At 60.3% G+C, this 26,864-nt stretch carries 24 protein-coding genes and 1 pseudogene; 14 read left to right on the top strand and 11 right to left on the bottom strand.

From position 1 onward, the window contains the following. Window positions 1-166 precede the first annotated feature (166 nt). The 6 genes from NKI63_RS23825 (at window position 167) to NKI63_RS23800 (ending at window position 7,970) form a co-directional block, all read left to right on the top strand. Window positions 167-358 (top strand): hypothetical protein, encoded by a 192-nt coding sequence (locus NKI63_RS23825; protein WP_352506855.1) that lies wholly within the window; start codon window positions 167-169, stop codon window positions 356-358. Between the two features lie 37 nt (window positions 359-395). Continuing rightward, window positions 396-1,061, top strand: coding sequence for a DUF3450 domain-containing protein (locus NKI63_RS23820; RefSeq protein ID WP_352506856.1), 666 nt, complete (start codon window positions 396-398; stop codon window positions 1,059-1,061). 94 nt (window positions 1,062-1,155) lie between these two features. After that, the gene (locus NKI63_RS23815; RefSeq protein WP_352506857.1) at window positions 1,156-3,726 is read left to right on the top strand and encodes an OmpA family protein; all 2,571 of its coding nucleotides are present in this window, start codon (window positions 1,156-1,158) and stop codon (window positions 3,724-3,726) included. 15 nt (window positions 3,727-3,741) lie between these two features. After that, window positions 3,742-4,233, top strand: coding sequence for a Rab family GTPase (locus NKI63_RS23810; protein WP_254818889.1), 492 nt, complete (start codon window positions 3,742-3,744; stop codon window positions 4,231-4,233). Window positions 4,234-4,236: 3 nt separating this feature from the next. After that, window positions 4,237-5,307, top strand: a complete 1,071-nt coding sequence (locus NKI63_RS23805) for an adenylate/guanylate cyclase domain-containing protein (protein WP_352823591.1) — start codon at window positions 4,237-4,239, stop codon at window positions 5,305-5,307. 437 nt (window positions 5,308-5,744) lie between these two features. Then, a complete protein-coding gene (locus tag NKI63_RS23800; protein WP_352506859.1) occupies window positions 5,745-7,970 on the top strand; it encodes a mechanosensitive ion channel family protein in 2,226 nt (741 codons plus the stop codon). A 265-nt stretch (window positions 7,971-8,235) separates the two neighbouring features. Here the strand turns inward: NKI63_RS23800 and NKI63_RS23795 are convergent, their stop codons facing one another. Then, window positions 8,236-9,132 (bottom strand): LysR family transcriptional regulator, encoded by an 897-nt coding sequence (locus NKI63_RS23795; protein ID WP_352506860.1) that lies wholly within the window; start codon window positions 9,130-9,132, stop codon window positions 8,236-8,238. 261 nt (window positions 9,133-9,393) lie between these two features. On the opposite strand from NKI63_RS23795, the gene NKI63_RS23790 reads away from it, so the two are divergent. Both NKI63_RS23790 and NKI63_RS23785 read left to right on the top strand, forming a co-directional pair. Then, complete coding sequence (locus NKI63_RS23790; protein ID WP_352506862.1) at window positions 9,394-10,128, top strand: SDR family NAD(P)-dependent oxidoreductase; 735 nt, start codon at window positions 9,394-9,396, stop codon at window positions 10,126-10,128. A gap of 41 nt (window positions 10,129-10,169) precedes the next feature. Further along, window positions 10,170-10,766 carry an NADPH-dependent F420 reductase gene (locus NKI63_RS23785; RefSeq protein ID WP_352506863.1) on the top strand — a complete coding sequence of 199 codons (597 nt, stop codon included), beginning with the start codon at window positions 10,170-10,172 and terminating at the stop codon, window positions 10,764-10,766. A gap of 195 nt (window positions 10,767-10,961) precedes the next feature. On the opposite strand, the gene NKI63_RS23780 is transcribed toward NKI63_RS23785, so the two are convergent. Next, entirely contained in the window at window positions 10,962-12,173 is a 1,212-nt protein-coding gene (locus tag NKI63_RS23780; RefSeq protein ID WP_352506864.1) for a carboxymuconolactone decarboxylase family protein, read from the bottom strand. A gap of 571 nt (window positions 12,174-12,744) precedes the next feature. On the opposite strand from NKI63_RS23780, the gene NKI63_RS23775 reads away from it, so the two are divergent. Together NKI63_RS23775 and NKI63_RS23770 are read left to right on the top strand one after the other, a co-directional pair. Then, on the top strand, window positions 12,745-13,104 hold the full coding sequence (locus tag NKI63_RS23775; RefSeq protein WP_352506866.1) for an ArsR/SmtB family transcription factor: 360 nt from the start codon (window positions 12,745-12,747) through the stop codon (window positions 13,102-13,104). Window positions 13,105-13,120: 16 nt separating this feature from the next. Then, a complete protein-coding gene (locus NKI63_RS23770) occupies window positions 13,121-13,600 on the top strand; it encodes an SRPBCC domain-containing protein (RefSeq protein WP_352506867.1) in 480 nt (159 codons plus the stop codon). A gap of 437 nt (window positions 13,601-14,037) precedes the next feature. Here the strand turns inward: NKI63_RS23770 and NKI63_RS23765 are convergent, their stop codons facing one another. Then, window positions 14,038-14,634 carry a DUF8737 domain-containing protein gene (locus NKI63_RS23765; protein ID WP_352506868.1) on the bottom strand — a complete coding sequence of 199 codons (597 nt, stop codon included), beginning with the start codon at window positions 14,632-14,634 and terminating at the stop codon, window positions 14,038-14,040. Window positions 14,635-14,979: 345 nt separating this feature from the next. Further along, window positions 14,980-15,360 carry a hypothetical protein gene (locus NKI63_RS23760; protein WP_352506869.1) on the bottom strand — a complete coding sequence of 127 codons (381 nt, stop codon included), beginning with the start codon at window positions 15,358-15,360 and terminating at the stop codon, window positions 14,980-14,982. Between the two features lie 82 nt (window positions 15,361-15,442). Here NKI63_RS23760 and NKI63_RS23755 point away from each other — a divergent pair, with 82 nt between their 5' ends. Next, window positions 15,443-16,414, top strand: coding sequence for a LysR family transcriptional regulator (locus NKI63_RS23755; protein ID WP_352506870.1), 972 nt, complete (start codon window positions 15,443-15,445; stop codon window positions 16,412-16,414). 639 nt (window positions 16,415-17,053) lie between these two features. Here the strand turns inward: NKI63_RS23755 and NKI63_RS23750 are convergent. Then, window positions 17,054-17,946, bottom strand: a pseudogene (locus NKI63_RS23750) (NAD(P)/FAD-dependent oxidoreductase). On the opposite strand from NKI63_RS23750, the gene NKI63_RS23745 reads away from it, so the two are divergent. Then, entirely contained in the window at window positions 17,945-18,133 is a 189-nt protein-coding gene (locus NKI63_RS23745) for a hypothetical protein (RefSeq protein WP_352506872.1), read from the top strand. The pseudogene NKI63_RS23750 and the gene NKI63_RS23745 sit on opposite strands and share 2 nt — an antisense overlap. 101 nt (window positions 18,134-18,234) lie before the next feature. Then, complete coding sequence (locus tag NKI63_RS23740; protein WP_352506873.1) at window positions 18,235-18,882, top strand: TetR/AcrR family transcriptional regulator; 648 nt, start codon at window positions 18,235-18,237, stop codon at window positions 18,880-18,882. Between the two features lie 358 nt (window positions 18,883-19,240). Here the strand turns inward: NKI63_RS23740 and NKI63_RS23735 are convergent, their stop codons facing one another. The 6 genes from NKI63_RS23735 to NKI63_RS23710 all read right to left on the bottom strand — a co-directional run bounded on the left by NKI63_RS23735 (window position 19,241) and on the right by NKI63_RS23710 (window position 25,787). Next, window positions 19,241-20,170: a sigma-70 family RNA polymerase sigma factor gene (locus NKI63_RS23735; protein ID WP_352823613.1), complete on the bottom strand. Its 930-nt coding sequence runs from the start codon at window positions 20,168-20,170 to the stop codon at window positions 19,241-19,243. Between the two features lie 37 nt (window positions 20,171-20,207). Next, window positions 20,208-21,140 carry an alpha/beta hydrolase gene (locus NKI63_RS23730; RefSeq protein ID WP_352823582.1) on the bottom strand — a complete coding sequence of 311 codons (933 nt, stop codon included), beginning with the start codon at window positions 21,138-21,140 and terminating at the stop codon, window positions 20,208-20,210. Window positions 21,141-21,473: 333 nt separating this feature from the next. After that, entirely contained in the window at window positions 21,474-23,036 is a 1,563-nt protein-coding gene (guaA, locus tag NKI63_RS23725; RefSeq protein ID WP_352688505.1) for a glutamine-hydrolyzing GMP synthase, read from the bottom strand. 55 nt (window positions 23,037-23,091) lie between these two features. Next, complete coding sequence (locus NKI63_RS23720; RefSeq protein WP_352506876.1) at window positions 23,092-23,760, bottom strand: 5'-methylthioadenosine/S-adenosylhomocysteine nucleosidase; 669 nt, start codon at window positions 23,758-23,760, stop codon at window positions 23,092-23,094. Between the two features lie 152 nt (window positions 23,761-23,912). Further along, window positions 23,913-24,371: a PaaI family thioesterase gene (locus NKI63_RS23715; RefSeq protein WP_023677140.1), complete on the bottom strand. Its 459-nt coding sequence runs from the start codon at window positions 24,369-24,371 to the stop codon at window positions 23,913-23,915. 126 nt (window positions 24,372-24,497) lie between these two features. Further along, window positions 24,498-25,787, bottom strand: a complete 1,290-nt coding sequence (locus tag NKI63_RS23710) for an RsmB/NOP family class I SAM-dependent RNA methyltransferase (RefSeq protein ID WP_352506877.1) — start codon at window positions 25,785-25,787, stop codon at window positions 24,498-24,500. A 344-nt stretch (window positions 25,788-26,131) separates the two neighbouring features. Here NKI63_RS23710 and NKI63_RS23705 point away from each other — a divergent pair, with 344 nt between their 5' ends. Beyond that, a complete protein-coding gene (locus NKI63_RS23705; protein WP_352823577.1) occupies window positions 26,132-26,809 on the top strand; it encodes an MIP family channel protein in 678 nt (225 codons plus the stop codon). The last annotated feature ends 55 nt before the right edge of the window (window positions 26,810-26,864 follow it).

Raw genomic sequence — 26,864 nt, 5'->3', positions numbered from 1 at the left:
GAGCTTTCGTTTTCTTCGGCAAGAGTCGGCGAATGTCAAAACCGGATGACGGCATCGGATGGCAGCACTGCGCTGTCAAGATCGGGGCAAATTAGAGGCGGGCAAAAAAGACTTGAACACAGGCTGAATGGCAGCGCGCATGCCCGACGGCTTGGAGCTGAGGTCGATGCGCCAGGGCATCTCCGCTCTCGCATTTCATCGGCAAAAAGATGATCGCGGGCGAAGACACGAGCGCAAGCTGATCCGGATCGAGCCGCATGTCGAAATCTATCCGAATGGGGACGCACGAACCGACTTGAGCCGAGAAAATTCCGGCTTGCGGGTCGGCTATTTTGCTGACATGTTTATCAGTTTCTAAATTAGCGCTGTGGCAATGTCAAAAGAAGGGGCATGGGATGGCCAAGGAATCTTCGAGTACCGCTTCTTCGGCAAATAAAGCGGACGCAAATCTGACAAGTAATGCAGACGGAAGCGGGCTGAACTTCATGGCGGGCCAGGCTCGCGAGAGCGGGCCTCCCGGCGACGCTGTAGGTGTCGACAAGATACGTGATCTGCTGTTCGGCAACCAGATGCAGGACTATGACCGCCGCTTTTCCAAGCTTGAAGAACGGGTCTTGCAGCGCTTCAAGGATGTCGAATCCGAGGCCAAGCGCAATCTTGAAATGTACGAGTCAAATGCAAAGAAGCAGGTCGACTCGCTTGCGGCGCAATTGCGGAACGAAAAAGACGCGCGAGCCGACGCCGATAAAGAGATTGATCGGAATCTTCGCGAGCAAAATCAGGCGCTCGAAAAGCAGGTGCGCGCGTTGTCGGATCAGTTGAGCGAGCTTGAGCGGGAAGTTGCGGACCGGATAAATCGAAACGATCATTTGCTGCGTGAGGAAATCAAGCAAAAGAATGAAAGCATTCAGATGCTGATGGAGAAAATGTTTTCCGATCTTGGCAATGTCAAGACTGACCGAAATCTTTTGGCTGGCCTGTTTGTCGAGGTTGCAAAATGTCTAAATCAGGATCCCGTCGGCAGCAAGAACAACTCGGAGCGTACCTGGAAAGTGAGTTGATGGGAACTTGACGTCGACTGTCGACCCAATCAGCCTCCCTAAAAGAGCGGCTTCGAACGATACAGAGATTGATCGCGAGGCTCTGGCTCGCCTTTTGATCGAAATTGCCCGGAACGTTGATCCGGACTATCGTGCGCGTCTCGACGGAATCCCAACCGCCGATCCTCGCATGGAAACGCTTCGCCAGTTGCTGGTCGGCCGCGAAATTTCGGAGCTTTCACGAGTTACCCACCTGCTCGACGAACCTGAGCAGCTTGCGGCGGCAGTGGGGGGCGTCCTCCCCGGTGCAGCCGCACGCGCGTCTCATGCGCAACTCGGCGAGGCCCTTGCGCCAGTTGTCGAGAGGGCTGTGCAACGGTCCATCCAGAAAAGCCCGCGCACGCTGACGGATATATTATACCCGGTGTTTCTGCCGGCTATTCGCAAGTCGATCGGCGAAAAGATCGACCAAACCTTTCAGTCGCTGAATGAAACCTTAAGACACATATTTACTTGGCATGGGCTCAAGTGGAGATTTGAAGCTTGGAGAACGGGGGCAAGCTTCTCAGAAGTTGTTCTTAGGCATTCTCTTGTCTATCGTGTAGAACATGTCTTTCTCATTCACCGCAATTCCGGGCTTTTGATCAAGCATGTAACTGCCGAAAACGCAACCAGCGAAGATCCTCAACTGATTTCCTCGATGCTTAGTGCAATTCAGGATTTTGTAAAAGACTCATTTAACGAGAAAGAACAGAGTGGCCTGGACACTATCCGTTTCGGGGAGCTTCGTCTCTGGTCGGAAGTTGGGCCGTTTGCGACCTTGGTTGCGGTGATCCGGGGAAATCCGCCGGAGGAATTACATGAAATAATTCGCGATGTATTGCTTCGCATCCATGATGAATGCTCACAGGCCCTGGAGCAGTTTGACGGCGACAGTTCGCAGTTGGCCGGCGTCGAGACGCAGTTGCAGACCTGCGTTGATCTGAAGCAGGAGGAATCAAACCAGGGATTTCCGTGGCTGGTCCTGGCTGCAGTCCTGCTGGTTTTGATTCCCGCAGGCGGTTGGTTCTTTCTTTCCTGGCAATCCGGGCAGCGCTGGCAGGCGTATGTGTCGCGACTGGGGATCCAGCCGGGCATCATCGTTGCCGACCAAAAGGTGCGCGATGGCCAATTCTATATTACCGGCCTGAGAGACCCTCTTGCCGCCGACCCGCAGTCGCTGTTGGCCGGAACGCAGGTCGATCCCGCCCGCGTTCATTCACACTGGCAATTCTATCAGAGTCTTGAGCCGGAGTTCGTGTTGAAGCGGCTGACGGCGTCGCTGGTTCCGCCGGATTCAGTACGACTTTCGATCGTCAATGATCGCATCGTTGCCGAGGGGGAGGCTCCCGACACCTGGATAGATCGGGCGCGCGCAGCAGCCCAGCAACTTTCGGCAGGTGGACCGGAATTCGATATCTCCAGGGTTCGTGATGTGAGCCCCGAAGCACGCGCGGCGGAGCGCTGGCAGACTTATGTGTCGCGACTGGAGGCCCAGCCGGGTATTATCGTTGCCGAACAAAAGGTGCGCGATGGCCAATTCTATATTGCCGGCCTGAGAGACCCTCTTGCCGCCGACCCGCAGTCGCTGTTGGCCGGTACGCAGGTCGATCCCGCCCGCGTTCATTCGCAGTGGCAATTCTATCAGAGCCTTGAGCCGGAGTTCGTGCTGAAGCGGCTGACAGCGTCGCTTAACCCGCCGAAATCGGTTCGGCTTTCGATCGTCGAGGATCGCATCGTTGCCGAGGGTGAGGCTCCCGACACCTGGATAGATCGGGCGCGCGCAGCGGCCCGACAGCTTTCGGCAGGCGGACCGGAATTCGACATCTCCAAAGTTCGTGATGTGAGCCCCGAAGCACGCGCGGCGGAGCACTGGCAGGCCTATGTGTCACGACTGGAGGCCCAAGCGGGAATCATCGTCGCCCAGCAAACGGCGAGGGGCGGACATTTCTATATTTCCGGCCTGAGAGACCCGCAGGCCGCCGACCCGCAGGTTCTGCTGTCCGGAACAGGGGTCGATCCTGCCCGCGTTCATTCGCAATGGCAATTCTATCAAAGCCTTCATCCGAAGTTCGTGGTGAAGCGGCTGATGGCGTCGCTGACTCCGCCGGATTCAGTACGGCTTTCGATCATCAAGGATCGCATCGTTGCCCAGGGTGAGGCTCCTGCCGCCTGGATAGATCGGGCGCGGGTCGCCGCCCAACAGCTGTCCGCGGACGGACTCTCTCTAGAACTCTCCGAGCTGCGTGAGTTGACCCCTCCGGAACTGACTCATTTGAGGGAGGCTATTCAAACGGTCAGCATTTTCTTCGATTCTGGCAAGGCTGTACCGGGACCAGAGCAACTGCCGGTTCTCGACAAATTGGCGAGTCAGTTGAAGGAATTGGCCACGGACGCCCGCAAGGCAGGGGTAACAGCACAATTCATGTTGACCGGCCATTCGGACGAGACGGGCCGTGAAACGGCCAAGTTGTCGATCAGCGCGGCGCGCGCGGAAACAGTTCGTGCGCTTCTCAAGAAACGCGGCGTCGATCCGGAATTGCTCTTGGTTCGCGGCGCGGGCACCTTTGAGCCAGCGGAGACTGAAAATAGCCGAACCGGGAGCTCCGCGAACCGCAGAGTTTCGGTTACGGTAAACTTCCACTAGGCGGAGCCCAGGATATTGCAAAAGAAGATCTGCATGTTGGGCGGGTTCGCTGTCGGAAAGACGAGTCTGGTTCGCAGGTTTGTGCAAAGCATCTTTTCAGAAACCTACTTGACCACGGTGGGAGTGAAAATCGACAAGAAGAGTGTCGCATTCCCGGACAAAACCGTGGATCTGATTTTGTGGGACTTGGCCGGCGAAGACGATATCGGCTCATTCCGCGTCAGCTATGTGCGAGGTGCGAGTGGGCTCGTGCTTGTCGTCGATGGAACACGCGCTGCTACTCTTGCCGTGGCGCTCACGTTGCGCGAGCGGGCCGAGGCTGAATTCGGCGCTATGCCGTTTGTATTGCTGTTCAACAAATCCGATCTGGCCGATCGGTGGGCAATATCGGATAGTGAAATTGACGAACTGAGGCAACTTGGATGGCAAATCTATCTAACAAGTGCGCTTTCGGGTGAACATGTTGATGATGCGTTTCGTCAACTTGCTTCGATGGTCAGCAAATAAACCATGCATGTCTTGCCAAGAGAAGTTAGAAGCTGGATTTACGATTTCTTCTACAACGAGCGCTCGGTCGCATATCTAAAAATCGACGCCCAGCTTTGCGTAGCTGCGAAGGGCGGTAACGTTAAACATTACGGACTCTCGTCAGTTCGCATAGGTAAGCCTGTTGCCGAGCAGCTTGAATTCATGGAAGGTTTGTTGCCCTGCCCGGAGCTTCCATTTGATATGGACATGGTCGAACTGCCCGGCGGGCGTGTCGCGGACCTCCATCTTTTTGCTGACAATGCCTGCGTGTGGCTGCTCTTTCTTGACGCCGCTGCCGAACGCGACAATAGGCAGCGGCTTCAACAGAAGGCTTATGAAATGACGCTTCTGCAAGAGAGGGAGCGTCAACTCAACGAGAAATTACAATCGATGAACGAGGCGTTGAGGGCGAGCCAAGAGGGATTGTCGCGTGAATACCAACGCGCCGAAGCCCTACTCCTCAACATTCTTCCGGCGTCGATCGCGGAGCGCTTAAAAGCGGACGAACAAATTGCAGACAACCATGCTGACGTGAGTGTGCTTTTTGCCGACATCGTCGGTTTTACGGAAAGAGCGCGGAGCGTCGGAGCCGTAACGACGCTCGCTATTTTAAATTACTTCTTCAAGGCGGCGGATCTGCTCTCGGAGCAATACGGCTGCGAAAAGATCAAGACAATCGGCGATTGTGTAATGGTGGTCGCTGGCCTGCCCGCCGCGCGATCCGATCATGCGGAAGCCCTTGCGCACTATGCACTTGAACTGCGCAACGAGGTCAAGCGCGAACGCTTCGCAGGAGAACCGATAAGACTCAGAATTGGAATTCACTCAGGAGCAATCGTGGCGGGCGTCATAGGCAAAAGGCGGTTTGCCTATGACCTATGGGGCGACACCGTTAATCTCGCCGCACGTATCCAAACGTCCGCGGAGCCCGATGAAATCCGCATTTCGGATGCAACTCATCAACTGCTTGGACCAAATTTTGCTTGCGACCCACTCGAGGAAACGGAATTGCGTGGTACAGGTCGTGTGCGAATGTGGCGGCTCCCGGCCTGATTTGCCGCATGGCAGCGCCGACTCGGAAGCGCATTGCATCTCAAGCAACATCATGGTTTCCAATGTCCGCAGCGGTGCGCGAAGCAGTTGACCACCGAGCGACCGCCAAAGGTCTGTCCTAGTCAGTTCAGGAAATCAGTTCCTGAGGTTTAACGTCGATGCCCAGTTTATAGAACGGCCGGAGACCTGGGCCGAGGTCGGAATGCCCTGCCCCCGCGGCTAAATAAACACCGCCAAGTACCCGGCGCAAGGTCCGGCTCGGAACGATGACGTCTTGCACCGCAACATCGGTTTCTTCAAGGTAAGGCAACAACGGACATAGATGTCGTTGCTTGCCGATTTGACCGGAAGGTTACAGCACGATGCCACGCATCACTCGACGATTGGGGGCCAGGAATCTGGCGCGCCCGGCACGGCGTCTCGGAGACCTGACTGCGATGCTTGCCTTGATTGCCAGGCCGCTCGTCTTTGGGATCGCCCTTTTGTTGGCTGGTCAGGCACAGGCGCAGGCGCCGGCGACGGTCCCGCCTGAAAGGGTCAAACGGCTGTTCGAGCTTCTCGACGATCCGTCAGTGAAGGCCTGGGTGGCCGAACAGCGAAATCAGGACGCCGGGTCAACGGGAGCGCCTGCCGAGCCAGGGGCTTCGCCGACCGACGCATCGTCCGGCGCCGTGGCCGCACCAGGCCCGATGAATACGATGGCATCCTCGACGCTCGATGGGATCAGGCATCATATCGAAAGAATCGTGCGAACTTTGCCCTTGCTGCCAAGCCAGTTCGCGCGCGTTCGGGCAGAGACAATGGAGGATATGTCCAGCAAGGGGCCTGCCGGCGTATTTGTGCTGATTGCAATGTTCATCGCTGCCGGCCTGGCGCTCACTTGGGCAACGTACAAGCTCACCCGCCCATTTCGTCTGTGGATTATCGCGCAACCCAAGGATACGCCCGTTGGGCGAGCCAAGAAGATTGGTGGCCGCCTGCTTTATTCCAGCATGCTGATAGTCTCATTCGCACTGGGCAGCGCCGGCGCATTCATGTTGTTCGACTGGCCGATGCTTATCCGCGAGATTGTACTGACATTTCTGATGGCGGCAGTCGTTACTTGGGGTGTGCGCATGTACGTCATGGCCATGCTCGTTCCTTCCTTCATGAACGTCGAGAACGCCGTCGAGGTTCGTGCTTTGCCGATCACCAACGAAGCGGCTGACCATTGGTCCTTTTGGCTACCCCGGATCGTCGGCGTCTTCGCCTTCTTCGGCGCCGCGTTTATCCTCTTGCCAGGTCTCGGCATCGATCAGGACGGAATGATGGTCCTGTCACTGGGCGCCGATTTCGTGCTGCTGTTGCTCCTGCTGCTTGCCATTTGGCGTCGGCCAAGAACGCAGCGAGACGGTGCGAGCCACATCGGTCACACGGAAGCGACATGGCTATTGACTGCTTATTTCGTCGTCCTGTTCCTGCAGCGTATCGCCGGCCTTAATACATACTTCTGGTTCACCTTCGCCGCATTCTTCCTGCCTTTGGCAATCGTGGTGACGCAGCGCGGGGTTAATTTCGTTCTGCGGCCAGGTTCGGAAGATGTCGGCCGGCCCACGATCCCGGCGGTGACGATCGCTGTCATCGATCGCGGAATCCGAATGATTTTCATCCTGGCGGCGGCTTACCTTCTCGCACGTGTCTGGGGTCTGGACATGCAATCCATGCGGGACAGCGATACGACGACAACGTTCATATTGCGCGGCTTGATCAATGTCGTGGTGATTGCCCTCGCCGCCGACTTCGGCTGGTCGATCATCAAAGCTTTGATTGAACGAAAGCTCGGCATCGAAACACCGCACCCTGTGATCAGCGACGAGGACGTTCCGGTCCTCGATCCGCAACAGGCGCGGCTGCACACGCTCTTGCCGATCCTCCAGAACATTCTGCTCGCATCGATCATCGTGATGGCGGTGCTTATGATGCTCGCCTCGCTGGGAATCCAGATCGGCCCATTGATTGCCGGCGCCGGCGTCGTCGGCGTCGCCGTGGGCTTTGGCGCACAAACCATCGTCAAGGACGTTATTTCAGGCGTGTTTTTTCTGCTCGATGATGCGTTTCGTGTTGGCGAATACATTTCATCGGGCAATTACAAGGGTACCGTGGAAAGCTTTTCGCTGCGCTCGGTGAAGCTGCGCCACCATCGTGGTCCGCTGTTCACGATACCTTTCGGTGAACTCGGGGCAGTCCAGAACCAGAGCCGTGACTGGGTTATCGACAAATTCAACATCACCGTTGGTTATGACACCGATATCGACTTCGCTCGCAAGCTGATCAAGCGGATCGGCCTCGAACTGGCGGAAGATCCAGAGTTCAAACACTGGGTGCTCGACCCGATCAAGATGCAGGGCGTACAGGAGTTCGGCGAATACGGCATCGTGTTGAGGGTCAAGGCCACAACCAGACCGGGAGGCGCCTTCGGTATGAAACGCAAGTTCTATGTACGCCTGCGCCAGGTCTTCAAGGAGCAGGGCATCGAACTCCCATTTCCGACCGTCCAGGTCCAGGGGCTACAGAACCCACATGGAGCGGAGAATGCGCCGTTGGAGCTCACACCCGAGTTGAAAATGGCCGTCGCGCAGTCGCATACCAATCGGCGCAGAAAAAAAGCTAGCACAACGGAATAGGGAAGCTGTGACACCTGCCGGTCACAGCGCCGCTTTCACGACGAAGAACGTCTTGCCGATCCGTCAGAAATTTGCGCTCTTGATTTCGAACACCAATTTCGACGGTCCACGATTGCTCGGTTTCAGCGACTATCGATATCAATCAGTCGATTTCTTGCTGACGACCGCCGACCGAGCCGTACCGGCAGTTCCCAAAAAGACCGTCGCGAGATTTACATCGGGCTGGGGTACGCTTGAGACCGCGCCATCGGCTACCTGGCGGACGTCAGTCGCGCGATACGGACAGTCCCGCGAGAAGCGGCGCGTACGCGGCGAGCCTGCGGGATACGAACTCCGTGAAGAGCCGCACGCGCTTCGTCTTGCGTGTCTCCCCCTGCGTGAGAAGCCAGAGCGTTCCATGCATGTGCAGGTCGGCGCCCGGCACCCTCACCAGTAGGGGGTCGGCATCCCCGACGAAGCACGGCAGTGTCGTCATCCCGAGCCCTTGCCGTACTGCAACGATCTGCGCCTCGCCGTCCGTGGTCCTGAACGGAACCCCCGTGGTGCGAACCTCACCCTCGCGGGCCCAGTCCGGGACGCCATGAATGCTTATGACGATCCACCGGATGGCATCAGACGAACCCGCACGCCATGCGGTTAGTCGATCGCGAGACATGTAGACGCCGCCGAACAGCTCCGGTCCCTTCAGGCCGTGAAGATTGAGCGGCAGGGTTTTGCGGTCGTAAACGACGCGGATCGCGACATCGGCCTCTCGGTTGGTCAGATTTGCCAGCTCGCCGGACGACAAGATTTCCATCTCGATGTCCGGATGCAGGCGCGCGAAATCGGCGAAGTCCCGCATGAGCAGGTGTGTCGCGAGGGGCGGTGCCAGCGTCACCCGCAAGAGTCCGCGTACGCCCTGGTCGCGCCCGAAGATTCGCGTCTCAAGCCGGTTCGACGACGCCTCCATCTGCTCCGCGAACTCGAGGACTTCCTCGCCCGCAGCCGTCAGGCGGTAGCCCGAGGGCAGCTTCTCGAACATCTGCGCCCCCAGCCGCTCCTCCAGTTGGGCAAGGCGCCGCAGCACCGTGGTGTGGTTAACCCCGAGGCGCTCGGCGGCAGCCCGCACCGAGCCTCCGCGCGCGACGGCAAGAAAGTAGCGAACGTCGTCCCAGTCGATCATGGTGCAATCCCGCACCGCGGGGTGCGCCTTCCAAAGCCCGTATCTAACACATCGAACAGCAATACGCGCGGTCATCATAGCCTATGTCGGCGAGCGCGGCCCAATTCCGAACGGCGGACACCGGTCATAGCGCCAGTCGTCCAGCCGGATCGATTTCGCACCACCGATGTGCGCGCTTCCGCACTCAATAACTGACGCCGGCGGACCCATTTCGAGGTTCTCGGAGGCAGATGCTGTCCCGACACCACGAAAGGAGAAGTCATGGGAAAGCTTGAGGGTAAGGTTGCAGTCATCACGGGCGGATCGAGCGGCATGGCGCTGGCGAGCGCCAAGCGGTTCGTTGAAGAAGGCGCCTATGTTTTCATCACGGGCCGGAGACAGGAGACGCTGGACGAGGCCGTCAAGCTGATCGGCCGAAACGTGACCGGCGTGCGCGGCGACGCGGCCAACCTCGACGACCTCGACCGCCTGTTCGACACAGTCAAGCGGGAAAAGGGCAGGATCGACGTCCTGTATGCGAGCGCCGGCACGGGCGAAGCTGTCCCACTGGGCGAGATTACCGAGCAGCACTTCGATGCGGCCTTCGGCCTGAATACGCGCGGCACGCTGTTTACGGTGCAGAAGGCGTTGCCGCTGTTCAACGATGGCGGATCGATCTTCATGACCGGGTCAGTTGCTTCGGTAAAGGGTTTTCCTGGTTACAGCGTGTATGCGGGGAGCAAGGCGGCGCTGCACGCATTCGCACGCGGGTGGCTCAACGAACTCAAGGGCAGGAATATCCGGGTGAACGTGCTGCATCCGGGGCCGATCGCCACACCGATGCAGGACCAGGTTCTCACCGAGGAGGCGAAGCAGATGTTCGAATCCCTGATCCCGCGGGGAAAGATGGGGCGTCCCGAGGAAATTGCGACGGCCGCGCTGTTTCTTGCTTCCGACGATTCGAGCTTCGTGAATGGGGTGGAGTTGTCTGTTGATGGCGGCTTCTCGGCCATCTGAAGGCCGGGGGAATCAATACCAACACGGATCGGAGAAGTATTATGAGCTACGCGATTGTAGGATTCGGTAAGATAGGCCAGGCCCTCGCCCACGCCTTCGCCCGTAAAAACATCGACGTGACCATCGCGAGCCGCCGGCCGCCCGAGGCGTTGGCGCCGCAGGCTCGGGCGATCGGCCCCACGGTCGTCGCCAAGTCGCTGCGGGAAGCACTCGAGGCCGACACGATCATCTTGGCAATCCCGTTCTGGGAGCACCGCGAGGTTGCGAAGGCCCTGCCGAGTTGGGAAGGCAAGACAGTCATCGACGCGACGAACGTGTTTCCAGTCCCTGAAGAGCTGGACGGTCTCCCGTCCTCCGTCGTCCTCGCGAAGGCGTTCATCGGCGCCAAGCTCGTCAAAGCTTTCAATCACCTGGTTGCGGCCACCCTGGCTGCGGATCCGGTCGTCGACGGCGGCCACCGGGTCGTCTTTCTGTCGAGCGACGACGAGGACGCGACCGCTCCCGTGGCGGCCTTGGCCAAACAACTCGGGTTCGCACCCGTCAAGCTGGGAAAGCTCAACGAGGGTGGCGCGCTGGTGCACGCACGCGGCCGTACTTGGGGCCAGCTTATCTTTCAGGATTTGTTCAAGAAGGAGTGACTATCGACATCAATTGGTCGATTTTTCGCTTCGCAGGCACGCGCACATTCGGCATAGCGCCTGATAAAAGACCGTCAGCAGTAAAGCGCATGGGCGAGAGAGACCGTTTCGCGACGGCCTCTCCTACGTCCGCTCCACCGTTATCGGCCGTCGTCCGCCGTTTGAAAACCCCTAAGGTGATCTGCCCTTTTGGGACTAACCACGCTTAGAGAATTCCTCGGCTGCGATACGAACCGCCTGCTGTGTCGCGGGATAGCCGCTGTAAGGAGTGAGGTTTACGAGCGTTTCCAGGATTTCTTCCCGCGTCGCGCCAACGTTCAACGCGGCGTTGATGTGCACGCGAAGCGGAATCTCTGTCGTGGCAGAACCAACGGCTGCCAGAGCAGCGCAGGCGCTGAGTTCCCGAGACTTCATGTCGATTCCGCTCCGCGAAAACACCTCACCATAAGAATGCTCGACGATCATTCGACCGAGATCAGGTGCGACATCATCGAAACTGCGGACCACGGCATCGCCCGATGAACCGGACGTTTGTGCAAGCGTAGCACGCCCGCGTTCCAACCGGTCTGCGCGGCTCGCGACCACGGCGGGTGGGGGGACGTTTGCCGCAATCGTTGGCGACCCGGCAGCGAAGATATCCTTGGCGACGGCGAACGCGTTGAGCGCTGCCGGAAAACCCCGATAGACGCTGAGCTGGATCAGCACCTCGATGATTTCCTCTCGCGTCACGCCATGGGCAAGCGCGCCGGCGAGATGAAGACGGAGCGCCGCCGCACGATTGCCGCTGGCAGCAAGCATCGAGATGATTGCTAACAGTTTGGCTTTTTGTTCGAGGCCGTCGCGCGCCAGCATTTCACCAAAGGCGAACTCGATGGAGAGTTGCGCGAGGTCAGGCGAACCGGCAGCAAAGCCATCGAAATATGCCTGCACATCGCCTCCAGAGAGCCGGTCGAGCGCCTCCAACCCGGCCTGTCGGCGTGTCGATCCATCGCCTGCGGAGGGCTCGATGGGTTCAAAAGCGAGCTTGCGCTCAGCGAACACCGCACGAATAAGGCCGATCGCATTTACCGTTGGCGGGAAGCCGAGGAGCGCTACAGATATAAACATGAGTTCGATGAGCGCCTTTGGCTCGCCGCCGGCGTTGAGAAAGCCCGCCATATGAAACTTCAACTGCGGCTGGGCGCTTCCGTCGGCAAGCAGCATTGAAATAGTGCACAGCTGACGCAATGGGAGGTCGAGACCTGGCCGCGATAGAATGTCTCCGTATGGGTATTCTACGGTGAAACGAGAAAGGTCGACGGATGTCTCGGCAAGACTATTAATCGGCGCGTCGAAATTCTCTCCGCCAATCTGCCGTAAGATTTCAAGACCGCGCGAATAACGACTATCTTGAGATGTTGTTGTCATTGCATATGCCTTCTGATTGATCGTGGCGAGAGTCCCGCCCACGGCGACAAGGGCAGCTCCAAAAAACTCTGGCCGGCGGCGGGTGCGTTGTGCTCGGTTATTGCTGCGTTAGGGCGACACGACATCGGCGATCTCTTTCACGAAGCGTCCCGGACTTGGCCGCGAAACCAAAGAAGGCATCGCGGAACTAGCCATAGTCGAAGGCGCTCGACAAGGAATGCTGGTCGCGACCGCCCCACACCAGGCACAGCCGGATTTGATACAAACCCTCGGAACGTGACCTCTGCAGTCGAGGGTTTGTATCATCGGAGCCGACGCTAATGCCGGCTGATCCCAGTCATCGCGAATTGAGAACTATCGGCTACTTTTGCTGTGCTGGTATCGCCTACAGCGCGATATCCTATCCTACTTTACTCCACAGCACGCCCCTCACTCCCACTCGATTGTTCTTGAATATGGCAACGCACTGATCTAACGGCGCAATTTTTTCTACACTCAATGGAGAACCAACGCAGCGCGCGCTCGGTCTCCCCTTGAATGCCGCTAATCCATGTGTTACATACTGAACCACATGGTTCAGTATGCTCGGACCCGCTTCGATGCCTCGTTCGCCGCGCTCTCGGACGCCACCCGACGCGGCGTTCTGGAGCAGCTCGGACGTGCAGACGCTTCGATCACGGACCTTGCCGAGAAGTTCCACATGACCCTCACGGGCATGAAAAAGCATGTCGGCGTCTTGGAGCAGGCGGGGCTCGTCACCACGGAGAAGGTCGGACGCGTGCGGACCTGCAAGCTCGGCCTGCGCCGACTAGAGGAAGAGGCGGCATGGATCGAGAGGTACAACCAGCTCTGGGACGCACGCTTCGACGAGCTGGATAAGGTTATCGAGGAACTGAAACAGAAGGAGAAGGTCGATGGACGCAGGAAGTGAGAGTGAGCCTACCCCCATGAAGAACCGCACGACGGTGGAACGGAAGTCCGAGCGTGAGCTAGTCGTTACGCGTACCTTTGACGCCCCGGCGCGCATCGTGTTCGAGGCGTGGACCAAGCCCGAGCTGTTCAAGCAGTGGTGGGTGCCGAAGTCGATGGGCATGCTCCTGCGTTCCTGCGAAATGGATGTTCGTGTCGGGGGCAAGTACCGTCTCGAGTTCGAACCCGATGCTATGGTGTTCTTCGGCACGTACCTCGAAGTGACAGCGCACTCGCGCCTCGTCTGGACCAATGAGGAAGATGGTGAGGGTGGGCCCGTGACCACGGTGACCTTCGAGGAAAAAGGTGGCAAGACGCTGCTGGTCCTGCACGAGCTCTATCCCTCGAAGGAAGTTCTCGACGCTGCCGGCACCGGGGCGGCGGATGCAATGGTCGAGACGTTCGAGCAACTGGACGAGCTTCTTATCACCCTGGGCGCGCGCGTGGGACGGTCATGAAGTCGTCGATCTCGCGGTCGGCCGCTTGGCTCTTCACTACGCGGAAGAGAACCCCGACGAGGTCGTCGCCGCCCTCTGCGGACCTACGAGACCATCATCAACCTCATTGACAATACGACCAACCGAGGTGTCTCGTCGTGCGCGTCCGCCTCAACCACCTTTTTGCGCGCCATTCTACGCTGGAGCACTACCGCATTCGGAAACGCATTCTGAGGCCGACGTGCGCGGTGGGCCGCAATCAAATGTCCTCGTCGAGGATAGTTCGGCCGCACAGTCGGAACGGTGGTAGCGCCAGAAGCCTGACCGCCATGCTGATTGCAAAGCTGGCATCGCGCAGGCGGCGAAAAATTCGATGCATTCGTCCCCTTCGTCAGACATTTTCGATCTTGAATATAAAGGGAAAATTCGCCAAGTCGAAACTTGCTCGGTTTCAGAGACTACCGGCATCGATCGATCGAATTTCGAATTGCGCCTTGGCGAAGCATCGTTTGCTCAGCTGCCGGAATACCGTCAACAACGGCCGAATCGCTGCCGTGGGCCCGAGCCGGATTGGACTGCGGACGCACCAGCAGATAGAGCGCGGCGAAGTGTGTGATCATGAGCAAGGGCACATAGACAATCGGGATTACATAAGTGGCGGCCAACTGTCCCGAAAGCGCCGCAAGATTGAACACGGTGCCGTGATAATAATCGACGAAGAGATCGACTATCCCCACAATGTTGTAAGCAAGCACGAGTGGCCAGAAGAAGAAGCGCGCCCTGATCGTGAGAAGCGCCAGGATGGCCAGCAGTCCTGTTGCGAAGTCGCCATATGCGGCGAACTCTGCAAAGCCAGCGGGCAGATCGGGGCCGACAACGCCCGGAAGGATAAAGACCAGCCCAAAAAAGCGGAAAGCGTGCAGGATCGCGATGGCGCGCTGCGCCTCAACGCGGTCCATCGACTTGAGCCTGGGCCAGAAATACACACCGAAGCAGATGAGCCACGGCACGTAGCCCAGAACAAGTTGAATGTCGAAGATCGTTGCCGGTGACATGAAATCTCCTATCGCGACTTGATTCATGCGGCCTCAAGCACCGCTATCAGAATACCGCGCCGTTTCCGCCCGGCTGCGCCGGATTAACTGGCGCAGTGACAGCGTGTGCAGCAGGATCGAGCATGGCACCATGAAGCCGGGGTCAGCACATCGGGATAAGCGCCGGCGCCTGCGCTGTTCAGCACATTCGGAACACGATACCAGCGGGAACAGCGGCGACGGGCATCAGCGGTCCTTCCATATGCTTTCTCAAATCAGATGTTGATTGACGCGGCCTCGAACACCGGAGTCAGAATGCCGAGCTGGCCTTCCATGAGACTTCGCCCCAGCGCCGAGATTCATGCACTAAACGCTGGGTTCACGGTCTGCCGAGTTATTGCTTGGCTGACTGGCTCCCAATAGCAGGCGCAATGGCATCAGCGGACCGGCGGGAATGTACTCGTGATCCATCAGATTCTCTTGAGCGAGCGGCAGGGCCTCCATGATCGAACTCGCCTCAGCCACGTCTTTGACGTTCAGAAGGAAGACGGCGCCTCTGCCGTCTTCCCGCGAGTGCCATTCGCGGATTTTGCCTTCAAGATAGAGTTGGACCGTCGCGCGTATCTCAGCGGGTATAGCGGCCATAACCTGCTCGCGCTTCACGCCGGGCTTTGCCGTCAACAGTGCAAACACGCCAGTGGTCGTTGCGGTGGAGGTCTGGGATTGGGTGGGTGACGGCTCGGCCATCGGGAAATCTCCATTCAGGATTTGCCCATCAAATCTAGGATCGCTTCCGGTAAGCGACTATCCGCGATAATATTGATGGGCCATGAAGCAGAACTTCACAGTGAGGCAAGGCGCGCTCGACGGCGTCGAGGCATTCCTGAGCGTTGCTCAGCACCGCAGCTTTCGCAGAGCAGCCGCGGAACTCGGGGTGACTCCATCGGCGATCAGCCAGGCGGTACGCGCGCTCGAGGCGCGCCTCGGCGCAGCACTCTTCATCCGCACAACACGCAGCGTCGGTCTGACCGAGGCCGGCGAACGTTTCTTGTCGCGCGCAAAGCCCGCCTTCGAGGAGCTCGTCGCCGCAAGCGAGGCCGCGCGTGACCTCGGGCAGCGGCCGGCTGGACTATTGCGTCTCTCGGTACCGCGCGCGGTGGTGCCGATCCTGCTGGAGCCACTGATCGCATCCTTCTGCCAAGCCAATCCCGAGGTCGAGGTGGAGATCGCCGCGAGTGAGGAACTGGTCGATATCGCGGCCGGAGGATTTGACGCAGGCATCCGGCTCGGTCAGTTCATCGCAGCGGACATGATCGCGGTGCGGCTCACGCCGCCGTTTCCGCTCGTCGTCGTGGGCAGCCCCGAGTATCTACGCCGGCAGGGGCGGCCGGAGCGTATCGAAGATCTGCGTGAGCATGCCTGCCTGCGCATGCGCCGCTCGAACGGGTCGATCGCGCCTTGGTCCTTTGTCAACGGCAACAAGCCGGTCGAGGCGCTCATCTCGGGACCGCTCGTCGCCCACGACTTTCCCACCGTACTTGGCGCGGCAGTGGAGGGCATGGGGCTCGCGCAAGTGCCTGCGCCGATCTCAGCTGGGCCAGTGAAAGCCGGAAAACTCGTGCGCGTTCTGGAGCGGTTCGCGCCGATAGCGCCGGGCGTGTTTCTCTATTATCCCAGCCGCCATCAAATGATGCCGAAACTGCGAGCCTTTATCGATCACGTAAAGAGCGGATCGGACGCTGCCAACAAAAATCCAGTTCACATCGATAACAAGCGAACAGGCGACGTGAAAGTGCGCTGACGTGGGAAGCGCGGACCAATAGAATTGAGAAGCCGACCTATGGGCCGTCAAAACGTTACAGTCTTGATTTCCGAGGGAAAAATAGCACGAAAATTTTTTGTGCGGTTTCGGCATCTATCGAAGTCGATCGCCTTTCCGGACCCACTTTGGGCAACTCAGGTGGTTTCACAGCGAACGAAGAAAGTACCCGTCACTAACTTTCATAGCACAGCGCGCCACAACGCGACCCGCCGCGGCAGCGTCATCCAGGCGCCATCCCCTCTCCGTTTTGTAGGTGAACTGGATACCGCTGGCAGTGCAAACTGGACACTCCCGGCAGCATAAACTGGACACCTCAAGACCCACCCGCTCCGAGGGCGCGACAGCACGGTTCAAGGTTCAATGCCGCGCCCTCGCTTGCTGAACTTCTTCCCTGAGGGGGCCGGGGGAGGTTGAATAACCTGTGGAAAACCTGTGGGTCTTTTGGGACGGTTTGCGGACCGGCCTGAGCCTGGGAATCGTTTTGCTCAACTGCCCCTTCGAGACGGCTGACCGGCCAAAGACGCCCCTCAGGGGAGAGGGGGCCTGCGTTCCGTGGCACCGGCCCGCAACCTTCATAATATGATGGCCCGCGGCAACCGGAGAAGGGAATCTGTGCTCTCAAACCAGCATCGACTGCTGGGCGAAGATACCCGCCATCGCGCCGTGCGATGATGCCGTGGTGACCGAGGCCATGAGGGGGTTGGCGAGGTCGCCGGCGGCGTAGATGCCGGGAATGCTAGTTTCGCGGCGCTCGTCGACCTTGAGGGCGATGCCGAGGGGCGTATCGACCGTGGCGAGGCCCAGTGATTCATGCAGGCTTGCGGACGGCTGTTGCGCGGATGGGCGAACAGGATGTCGACCGCGACATTGCGGCCAGTATCGAGATTGACGGTGGCGATATGGCCCCCGTGATGGGCGATCTCGGTGATCCGGCCGTCGACGACAGGTATGTTGCGGCGCGCCAGATCGGCCCGGATATCGGGTGGAATGTCGTGACCATCGGCGAAGAGCGTCAACGTGTCGGTCCAATCGTGGTACAGCCTGACATAATTGTGCGACTGCGGGCCGGACCAGACAAGGCCCCAATGCTGGCCGGCGACTTCAAAGCCGTCGCAATAGGGACAGGGCACGATGGACGTGCCCCAGCTTTCGGCAAAGCCCGGAACATCAGGCATCTGGTCGGCGACGCCATAGCTCAGGATCAGGCGGCGCGCCGCAAGGCTTTCGCCATCGCCAGTGAGGACGGAGAAATCGTCGATGGCGCCGGAAACGCTGTCGGCCCGGGCACTGACCAGCCTGATCGTGGGATAACGCGCCAGCTGCTGCCGCGCCTCGGCCAGGATGTCCAGCGGTGGCTTGTGATCGTGACCGAGCAGGCCATGCGAGTGGCTGGCGAAGCGATTGCGCGGCAGGCCGGTATCGAGAACGGTAACCTTGCGGCGGGCACGGCCGAGCTGCAGGGCGCCGGCGAGACCGGCAAAGCTGCCGCCGATGATGATGACGTCATCCATGGTGATAAACTCCGTGTTGTGGATGGAGGGGGTTGGGCTGGGCCTGGCGCGAAATATCGTCCAGCGATACGCGCTCGAGACGGGCAGCGAGCAGGGCTTCGGCATCGACGAGAAAGTCGCCCATCACTGTGTTGACCGGCCGGACAATGCCGCATTCGATATCGCCGGGCGGCCCAGGGAAACTTGATTTGGAGGACAGGTTGAAACCTACCCATTGGCTTGCACATTTCAGATACTACATGGTATCGTAATGCAAGAATTAGGATACTGTCAAGTACTGGAATTGTCGTGACCGAAAACAGCCAGGGCCGGCGCGGCCGGCCCGCCAACGAGGCGCTTGGCCAAACGATAGTCGACGCCGCGTGCGAACTCTTTGTGGAATTGGGTTTTCAAGCGACGACATTGGACAAGGTCGCCCAGCGGGCGAAGATATCCAAGCTCAGCATCTATCGGCACTTCGAGAACAAGGAGGCGCTGTTCAGCGCGGCCATCGCGACCCGCTGCCATCAGTTTGCACCACAGGCCCTTTTTGAAGGCGTCGACGGTTCGGCCGAAGATCAGCTCATGGCGGTGGGATCATCCCTGCTTCGCACGCTGTTGAGCCCGGACGTCCGCAGTGTCGAAGCCATGATCATGGCCGATAAGACGAATCAAAAGTCGTTAAGCAAGCTCCATTACGAAGCCGGTCCCGCCCATGTCATCGCCCAAATCGAGGCCCTGTTGCGTCAGTTGCACGCGAAGGCGGTTCTGAACGTGCCCGATCCTCTCCGGTCCGCCCGCTTGTTTGCCGCGCTTTTCAAAGGATCCGATCTCCTGATTATCGCACGCTTCGATGAGGCGAGAGCAGAGGACGACAACGAAATCGAATCCTATTGCCGGTCGGCCGTCGCCATGTTCATCGCCGCGCACGGTGGCAACGACCACGCGGGCGGATAAGCATTTGATTGCTCCGGGCAGCTTGGCCGGGACCGTCGTCCAGGCGCTTCGTAATATTGGGCCGGCGCGCGCGGCCGAGCTTGCACAGATCGCGGCACCTCATCTTTCTCCCAACGATAAAAGACGCTCGCATCTACCGCGGTCCAAGCTCCCGGCTGGATGCGGTCGACGCTTCTCTCCATCGCAGATCCGGCAGCAGTCGGGACAACATTTGATAGGTGATGCGACGGTGCCATCCGACGATATGCGATCAGGTCCGGAACACCGATCGGTACCGCAGCCAAAGCTGCACGCCACGATTTTTCGTTGAGGACGCACCATCGTAACTCCGCCAGGCCAGAAGTGAGAAATCGTCGCCTTATGCTCTTCCCAAAATGGCTGGCCCAGTCATGAGATTCAGGTCGGTTTCCGCGGCGTTTTCCAACATCCATGGACAGGCATAATAATCTTCGATGCGATCGATGACGCGACCGGCGACATGGACACGAACCGGCCACGCGACCTGCCACCGGTCGCCTCGCTGGAAGAGCACGATCAGGACAGGCTCTCCGTCGATCGCCCCCAACTCCATGGTCCACGTCTCCGGGTTTCGCTCGTATTCGACGAAATAGGGAGAACTTCTGAGCAGGCCGTCGAAGCAGTCGGCGACCCGCAACCGAGCATCGGCGCTGGTGAGGCTCCGCACGCCATCCCAGTCATGGCGGTTGAAGAGGTCAACATAGCGCTGCAAGAGCCCCGCGGTGTCGGGATCAAGCGGACGGTTCGGTTCACCGGCAGGTTCAGGGGGCAAGTCGGCGAGCTTCGCCCGTCCGCGGGAGAGCGCGGATTTGACGCCCCCAACCGTCGAGTCCACGAGTTCTGCGGTCTCTTCCAGCGAATAGTCGAACACGTCCTTCAGGAGGATGCAGGCGCGCTCCTTGGGCGGCAAGTGGCCAACCAGCCGTTCGATGGCGCGGCGTGCATCGGTCGCTGCCGGCTCTGCAGAGACAACGCCGATGTCGTCCGAATAGGCGTGCTCCGCGCGCTCGCGCACATCGCGTCGCCTCAGAAAGTCGATGCAGCGATTGTGAGCGATGCGAAACAGCCAGGGCTTCAGCCGGCGGGCATCGTCGAGGGTCTCAATGTTCGTATAGGCCTCGAACAGCGTCTCCTGCACGAGATCCTCACCGTCGAGGCGTGAGGCCGTCATGCGGGCGCAGTAGCGATGCAGTTGGGCGCGGACGCCTGACACCGTCTCGAGGAAGGCGCGATATCTTGCATCGAACAGGCCGGTCGGTCGCTCGGGCATGTCCTTCAGCTGCCACATCTGGGTTTCAATTTGCCAGTCATGCGACCTCCTGACCTTCCGCGCGTGTTTCCGCGGTTGCGGCCAGACCAAGCTTGGGGCGAACCCATTGTGCCAACCGCGCGATCGCGTCGTCGGCTTCGGGAGCGCGGCCGGCCATCATCTGGAACGAGTGCAGCATCCCCGGAAATACGTCTATGCGCACCTCGACGCCGGCGGCTTTCGCGCGGTCGGCGAGCGCTCGGCTGTCGTCGAGCAGGGTTTCGTCTCCGCCCACTTGCAGATAGATCGGCGGCAGGCCCTTCAGATCGGCAAAGATGGGGCTGGCGAGTGGATGCCGGGGATCGGTCCCTGCAAGGACTTGCGATACCAGCATATCCACGACCGCCTTCTGGAAGAAGGCGTCCTTCTCGCGGTTGCTTTCGTAGGAGTGCCCGCTCGCCGACAGATCATACCAGCCAGAGATGCTGAGGATCGCGGCCGGCAGCGGCCGTCCCGCATCGCGGAGTTTCATCGTCGCCGCAACGATCAGGCCAGCACCAGCGGAATCGCCTGCAGCTATGGTGTGCTTCGGCGCGACACCCTGCTCGGCGAGCCATTCGAACGCGGTCACGGCCTGCTCGATTTGGCGCGGAAACTTGCTCTGGAAAACGTAGTCGTACGTAGCGAGCAGAGCGTAACAGCCGATCGCCTTAGCAAGGTGTCCGACCATCTTGCGATGGGTCCAGATCGATCCGCCGACATAGCCACCGCCGTGCAGGTAAAGCATGACCCGGTCTTTGGCTGCCGTTTTTGGCTGAATCCACAGCGCGGTCTTGTCGCCGACGTTCGTCTCGACGTAATCGACGCCGCCCGGTTCTGCCGTCAAAACGGACCACTCGGATGCTTCCTGTGGCGATTCTCGACCGCGGCGGAAAGCCTCCGCGAGCGTTTCGTAGTGTATCTTGTTCGCTAGGCTCTGCTTGCTGTTCATTTGTCACGCTCCAATTCGTCCAGGAGGGCGATGTCAAGGATGACCGTGCCCATGAACAGCTAAGACGGATGAACCCAGCGAAAGGATACGTGGCCGGCAGATGCAACGCCTCGCCGGTGGCCGTTGCCGCGGACCCCGGGTGTCAAACCCAGCAAGGCTAGGCTGCTCCACGCTTCTCTGTGGGACGTTCGTTCCAGACATTCGCCGATCGGCCAGATGCTTCGTCTATGCCGTCGCCGGGTGGCCGGGGGCTGGGACTATTGACTATTATCGCCGAGCCAACATCGCTTTAAACATGCTGCTCTATCCTCTTCTACTCCGCAGTACGCCCCATCACTCCCACTCGATTGTACCTGGGGGCTTGCTCGTCACGTCGTAGACGACGCGGTTGATGCCGCGCACTTCGTTGATGATGCGCGTAGCGGCGGCACCGAGGAAGGCCATGTCGTAGTGGTAGAAATCCGCTGTCATGCCGTCGACCGAGGTGACGGCGCGCAGCGCGCAGACGAACTCGTAGGTGCGGCCGTCGCCCATCACGCCGACGGTCTGCACCGGCAACAGCACGGCGAAGGCCTGCCAGATGGCGTCGTAGAGGCCGGCCTTGCGGATCTCGTCGAGATAGATGGCGTCGGCCTCGCGCAAGATCTCCAGCTTTTCGCGGGTGATGCCGCCCGGGCAGCGGATGGCGAGACCGGGACCGGGGAACGGATGCCGGCCGATGAAGCTGTCGGGCAGGCCGAGCTCCTTGCCGAGCGCCCTCACCTCGTCCTTGAACAATTCGCGCAGCGGCTCGACGAGCTGCATGTTCATGCGTTCGGGCAGGCCGCCGACATTATGGTGCGACTTGATCGTCACCGACGGGCCACCGCTGAAGGAGACGCTTTCGATGACGTCGGGATAGAGGGTGCCTTGCGCCAGAAAATCGGCGCCGCCGAGCTTCTCGGCCTCCTCCTCGAACACCTCGATGAACAGCCGCCCGATGGTCTTGCGCTTCTTCTCGGGGTCCGATTCGCCCTCGAGCGCGCCGATGAAACGGTCCGCAGCGTCGACCAGGATCAGCGGCAGATTGTAATGCTGGCGAAACATCTCCACCACGCCTGATGCCTCGTCCTTGCGCATCAGCCCATGGTCGACGAGGATGCAGGTAAGCTGGTCGCCGACCGCCTCGTGGATCAGGAGTGCTGCGACAGAGGAATCGACGCCGCCTGAAAGCGCGCAGATCACCTTGCCCTTGCCGACCTGCTTACGGATCGTCTCGACCGCGTGCTCGCGGTAAGCGCGCATCGTCCAGTCGCCCTCAATACCGGCGATATTGTGGACGAAGTTTTGGAGCAGCCTGGCGCCGTCCGGCGTATGCACCACTTCGGGGTGGAACATGAGGCCGTACATCTTGCGTTCGACATTGCCGAAGATGGCGAAGGGCGAGCCCTCCGATTTTCCGAGCACCTCGAACCCCTTGGGCAAGGATATGACGCGGTCGCCATGGCTCATCCACACCTGGTGGCGCTGGCCGGGCGCCCACAGGCCCTCGAACAACGGGCTGTCCTTGGCGATCTCGACGAAGGCGCGGCCGAATTCGCGGTGATCGGAGCTTTCGGCGACGCCGCCCATCTGCACGCACATCGCCATCTGGCCATAGCAGATGCCGAGCACCGGCACGCCGGCGTCGAAGACGATCTGCGGCGCGCGCGGACTGCCGATGTCGGCGGTCGAGGCCGGGCCGCCGGACAGGATTACCGCCCTCGGATCGATGCGCTTGAACGCCGCCTCGGCCGACTGGAAGGGCACGATCTCGGAAAAGACGCCGGCCTCGCGGATGCGGCGGGCGATCAGCTGGGTAAACTGGCTGCCGAAATCGACAATCAGGACGGTGTCGGGATGATTGGCTGTTTTCATGGCGAGCGTTTAAAGAAAGAAACGAGTCGGCGCAATGGGTTGCGAGGCCTCTCTCTCACTCCGATTCCGCATCTTCACGCGACAGATCAAACTCGATCGCCCCGGAAGCGATCGCCTGTTCCAGCAGTTGCACCGCCCCGGCCAACTTCTCGTCGATGACGTGCAGATATTCGGTCCAGTCGCCGACATGCCTCAGATCGGCTGCCCCGTCGGAAATACCGCGCAGGCCAATAAGCGGCACGTCGAACAGCTGGCAGGCGCGCAGGCAGGCGAAGGTCTCCATATCGACCATGTCGGCGGCGATCGCGTCGTAGGCGGCGCCGGTGACGATTGCCGCACCGGTCGACAGCGTCGCTTGCCCGATGCCAGGAATTCTGAACGGCAGCGGCACGCTGACAGGCAGATCGAGGAACGGCGTGGCGCCCTTCTCGAACCCCAGGGGCGAGGCGTCCATGTCGCGGTAGGCGACTGAAACGGCCTGGTAGATTTCGGTCTGCTCCAGCGTCCGGCTGCCCGCCGACCCGAGCGACACGACGAGATCGGGCAGCGCCTTTTCGGTCTTCAGCCGGGACAGTTCGGCGCTAAGTCCGACGCCGGCCTCGACCGGTCCGACGCCGGTCATCAGCGGCGTGAACAGCCGCTGCAGGTGTGGACCGTATTCGGCCTCGGCCGCCATGACGAAGAGAACGGACTTGCCGGACAGGCGAGACACTTTACCGGTCACGACGATCTACTCCTTTCTGGCCCGACCATCGGAGCCGGAAGGTAAGAAGGGCGACGTGCCCTCACCGACCCCCGGCCCTTCGCTATGGCTCCGGGCGTTCGTCGCTCGAAAAGCCCATTTAGGGGCTTTTCGTCCGCTGCGCGGACCGCTCCTCACCCCTCGATGCCGTCGCGGCCGAGCACTGTCATCATCGTTCCGGTCATTGTGGCAATCAGCTTGGCCTCGCCATCGACGGCGAACGCATAGGCCTGGCCATCGGCGACGATAATGGTGCGGCCAGGCTTGGTTACCGAGCCGCGGAACAGAAAGCGCTCGCCCCTGCCCGGCGCCAGCAGGTTGACCTTGAACTCGATGGTCAGCACGCCGGAATTTTCCGGCATCAGCGAGAATGCCGCATAGCCGCAGGCCGAGTCGAGAGCCGTCGAAATGACGCCAGCATGGAGAAAGCCATGCTGCTGCGTCAGAGCCGCCGAATAGGGCATTTCGATCTCGATGATGCCGGGCGTCACCAGCGTCAGCTCGGCGCCAATCGTCATCATCGCGTTCTGGCGCGCAAAGGACGTCCTGACGCGGTCCTCATAGTCGGGAGCAGGAACGATCTTTGCTGCCATGGCCGTCGCCCTTCGTTTCTCGGCAAATCCTATTGCAAAGGCATTTATCGCAGAGGGGTGGGCGGCAGGCAATCGCAAATGCTGCACTGCAGCATTCGGCCCCGGCTCTGTATCCATGGCAAAGGTTCAGCCAACGCGGCGCAGCGCACAGAAATAGAAACCGTCGGTGCCGCTCAGCAACGGTGACAGCGAAATGCCGCCCGCAGCGCCTATCCGCATGGCCGCTTCGTGGCCCGCAAAACGGCTGTCCCAAAGCTGGCGGTGATCGACAGGGACAAAACCGGGATGGCGGTCCCGGAACGCCGAAACCTGGTCGCCATTTTCCTCGTCGAATACCGAACAGGTGATGTAGACCAGCAGGCCGCCGGGTTTGACGAAGTCGCTGGCGGCATCGAGTATCGTCTCCTGCTCGCCCTTGCGCGCGTCGAGTTGCCTCTGTGTCAGCCGCCATTTGGCATCCGGCCGGCGCCGCCACGTGCCGCTGCCGGTGCAGGGCGCATCGATCAGGACGATGTCCATATGCCTGCTGAGCGGCGCGAGTTCGGCCGGCCTGGTGACGATCTGCACATTGCGGTTTTCCGAGCGGCGGATGCGGTCGAAGATCGGCGCCAGCCTGGCCTTCTCGGCGTCGTGGGCGAAGATCTGGCCGCGATTGTCCATCGCCGCGGACAGCGCCAGCGTCTTGCCGCCGGCGCCGGCGCAAAAATCGAGCACCTGCATTCCAGGTTCGGCGCCGGCCAGTTCGGCCGCAATCTGCGAACCCTCGTCCTGAACCTCGAACCAGCCTTTCTGGAAGGCCGGCTCGGCCTGCACGTTCGGGTGCCTGCCGTCGCCTTCGATCGGCGGGATGCGGATGCCGTGCGGCGCGATCCGCGCAGGCTTGGCGCCGGTCTCCGCCAACTCGGCCAGCACCTTGCCGCGATCGGCCTTGAGCGTATTGACCCTGAGGTCGAGCGGCGGGCGTGTCGCCAGCGCGGCACCCTCTTCCACCCAGGCCGTGCCGAACGCGCGCTCGAACAGCGGCATGCACCAGTCGGGGATATCTGCCCTGATAGCCGGCGGCGCATCGGCGAGCCGGCGACCGCCGAGCGTTGTCAGTTCGTCGGCGGTAAGCAGCGGCGGCGCGAACTTGTCGCCCTCGAGCGCCTCGTTCAGCGACTGCGCCGTCTGGCCCCATTCGAGCAGCAGCGCGCCGAAGCCGATGGCGCGCGGCGTGTCCTCGCCGAGCAGCCAGCCGGCCGAGCGCTTGCGGCGCAGCGCGTCATAGACGATGTTGCCGATCGCGGCGCGGTCGCCGCCACCGGCGAAGCGGTGCGACAGGCCCCAGTCCTTCAGCGCATCAGCCACCGGCCGGTGGCGCCGGCCAATGTCGTCAAGCACTTCAATGGCTGCCGCCAGCCGCCCGCCCAGTCTCATTGTCGTCTTCCATTACTCAGCAAAACAAAATCCGGCCCTGCTCTTAGAGCTTTTCGTGTCCTGATTGAAACAGTTCTGTTTCCCCGACGGCGAGACAATCCATGCAAGGGGTGACGAGGGTGGGTTGGTGCATCGCGAGCCGCCGCCACCAAGCGGGCGCCGGCATGCGTAACCAAACAATTCATTAATATATTACAAGTCTCTAATGTGCATGTCTGGCGCTCACAAGCATAGCGGCTTGCGAAACTGCTCTGCTTTCCAAGTTTTCCGGTTGCGAATACTCTTTGCGCGGTGATTCGCGTCGCAGAAAAGGCGGAGCCGCGGGTCGATACGAGGAGAGGGCAATGAAGACTTATCTGGCGGAAGTTCTAGGCACGTTCCTATTGGTGTTCATCGGCACGGCTTCGGTGGTGACGGGCGGCTTCGGCGGCGCGCTGCCGCTTGGCCAGGAAGGTATCGGTCTGGCGTTCGGCATCGGCCTGATCGCGGCGGCCTATGCGATCGGCCCGATTTCGGGCGCGCACCTCAATCCGGCGGTGACGCTCGGTGTATTCCTCGCCGGGCGGATGCCGGCCAGGGATGTCATTCCCTATTGGATCGCGCAGGTCATCGGCGCCATCATCGCGTCGCTGGCACTGTGGATCATCGTCTCCGGACAGGTGGGCGGCCACACCGGCGGCTTCGGCGCCAATGGCTGGGATGTGACGAAATGGGGCGTCAGCTCGGCCTTGCTGTGGGAGCTGATCGGCACTTTCACCTTCGTCACGGTGATCCTCGGCGTCACCAACGCCAAGCACACCACGGCGTTCGCCGGCCTCGTAATCGGCCTGACGCTGGCCGGCCTGCACTTCGCCATCATCCCGGTGACCGGCACATCGCTCAACCCGGCCCGTTCGATCGGACCGGCGCTGTTTTCGGGAACTGCGGCGGTCGGCCAGCTGTGGCTGTTCATCGTCGCGCCGCTGATCGGCGGCGCCATTGCCGGCGTGGTTGCCAAGGCCGGTATCTTCGAGAAGGACTGACTTTTCGGAAGCCCAACGAACAAAGGCGCGGGTCGAGGCCCGCGCCTTTTTTTGT

This window comes from Mesorhizobium sp. M0410, assembly GCF_040321435.1.
Taxonomy (GTDB): Bacteria; Pseudomonadota; Alphaproteobacteria; order Rhizobiales; family Rhizobiaceae; genus Mesorhizobium.
Note: the sequence above shows the minus strand (reverse complement) of the source record. Positions and strands in the feature narration are given on the sequence as shown.

Coding starts and splice junctions, on each gene's coding strand:
- NKI63_RS23790 (WP_352506862.1), top strand. CDS start 9,394: ATGGGAAAGCTTGAGGGTAAGGTTGCAGTCATCACGGGCGGATCGAGC.
- NKI63_RS23775 (WP_352506866.1), top strand. CDS start 12,745: ATGGTTCAGTATGCTCGGACCCGCTTCGATGCCTCGTTCGCCGCGCTC.
- NKI63_RS23705 (WP_352823577.1), top strand. CDS start 26,132: ATGAAGACTTATCTGGCGGAAGTTCTAGGCACGTTCCTATTGGTGTTC.
- NKI63_RS23765 (WP_352506868.1), bottom strand. CDS start 14,634: ATGTCACCGGCAACGATCTTCGACATTCAACTTGTTCTGGGCTACGTG.
- NKI63_RS23755 (WP_352506870.1), top strand. CDS start 15,443: ATGAAGCAGAACTTCACAGTGAGGCAAGGCGCGCTCGACGGCGTCGAG.
- NKI63_RS23715 (WP_023677140.1), bottom strand. CDS start 24,371: ATGGCAGCAAAGATCGTTCCTGCTCCCGACTATGAGGACCGCGTCAGG.
- NKI63_RS23745 (WP_352506872.1), top strand. CDS start 17,945: ATGGTGATAAACTCCGTGTTGTGGATGGAGGGGGTTGGGCTGGGCCTG.
- NKI63_RS23825 (WP_352506855.1), top strand. CDS start 167: ATGCGCCAGGGCATCTCCGCTCTCGCATTTCATCGGCAAAAAGATGAT.
- NKI63_RS23805 (WP_352823591.1), top strand. CDS start 4,237: ATGCATGTCTTGCCAAGAGAAGTTAGAAGCTGGATTTACGATTTCTTC.
- NKI63_RS23760 (WP_352506869.1), bottom strand. CDS start 15,360: ATGGCCGAGCCGTCACCCACCCAATCCCAGACCTCCACCGCAACGACC.
- NKI63_RS23820 (WP_352506856.1), top strand. CDS start 396: ATGGCCAAGGAATCTTCGAGTACCGCTTCTTCGGCAAATAAAGCGGAC.
- guaA (WP_352688505.1), bottom strand. CDS start 23,036: ATGAAAACAGCCAATCATCCCGACACCGTCCTGATTGTCGATTTCGGC.
- NKI63_RS23795 (WP_352506860.1), bottom strand. CDS start 9,132: ATGATCGACTGGGACGACGTTCGCTACTTTCTTGCCGTCGCGCGCGGA.
- NKI63_RS23710 (WP_352506877.1), bottom strand. CDS start 25,787: ATGAGACTGGGCGGGCGGCTGGCGGCAGCCATTGAAGTGCTTGACGAC.
- NKI63_RS23730 (WP_352823582.1), bottom strand. CDS start 21,140: ATGAACAGCAAGCAGAGCCTAGCGAACAAGATACACTACGAAACGCTC.
- NKI63_RS23770 (WP_352506867.1), top strand. CDS start 13,121: ATGAAGAACCGCACGACGGTGGAACGGAAGTCCGAGCGTGAGCTAGTC.
- NKI63_RS23735 (WP_352823613.1), bottom strand. CDS start 20,170: ATGCCCGAGCGACCGACCGGCCTGTTCGATGCAAGATATCGCGCCTTC.
- NKI63_RS23780 (WP_352506864.1), bottom strand. CDS start 12,173: ATGACAACAACATCTCAAGATAGTCGTTATTCGCGCGGTCTTGAAATC.
- NKI63_RS23785 (WP_352506863.1), top strand. CDS start 10,170: ATGAGCTACGCGATTGTAGGATTCGGTAAGATAGGCCAGGCCCTCGCC.
- NKI63_RS23800 (WP_352506859.1), top strand. CDS start 5,745: ATGCTTGCCTTGATTGCCAGGCCGCTCGTCTTTGGGATCGCCCTTTTG.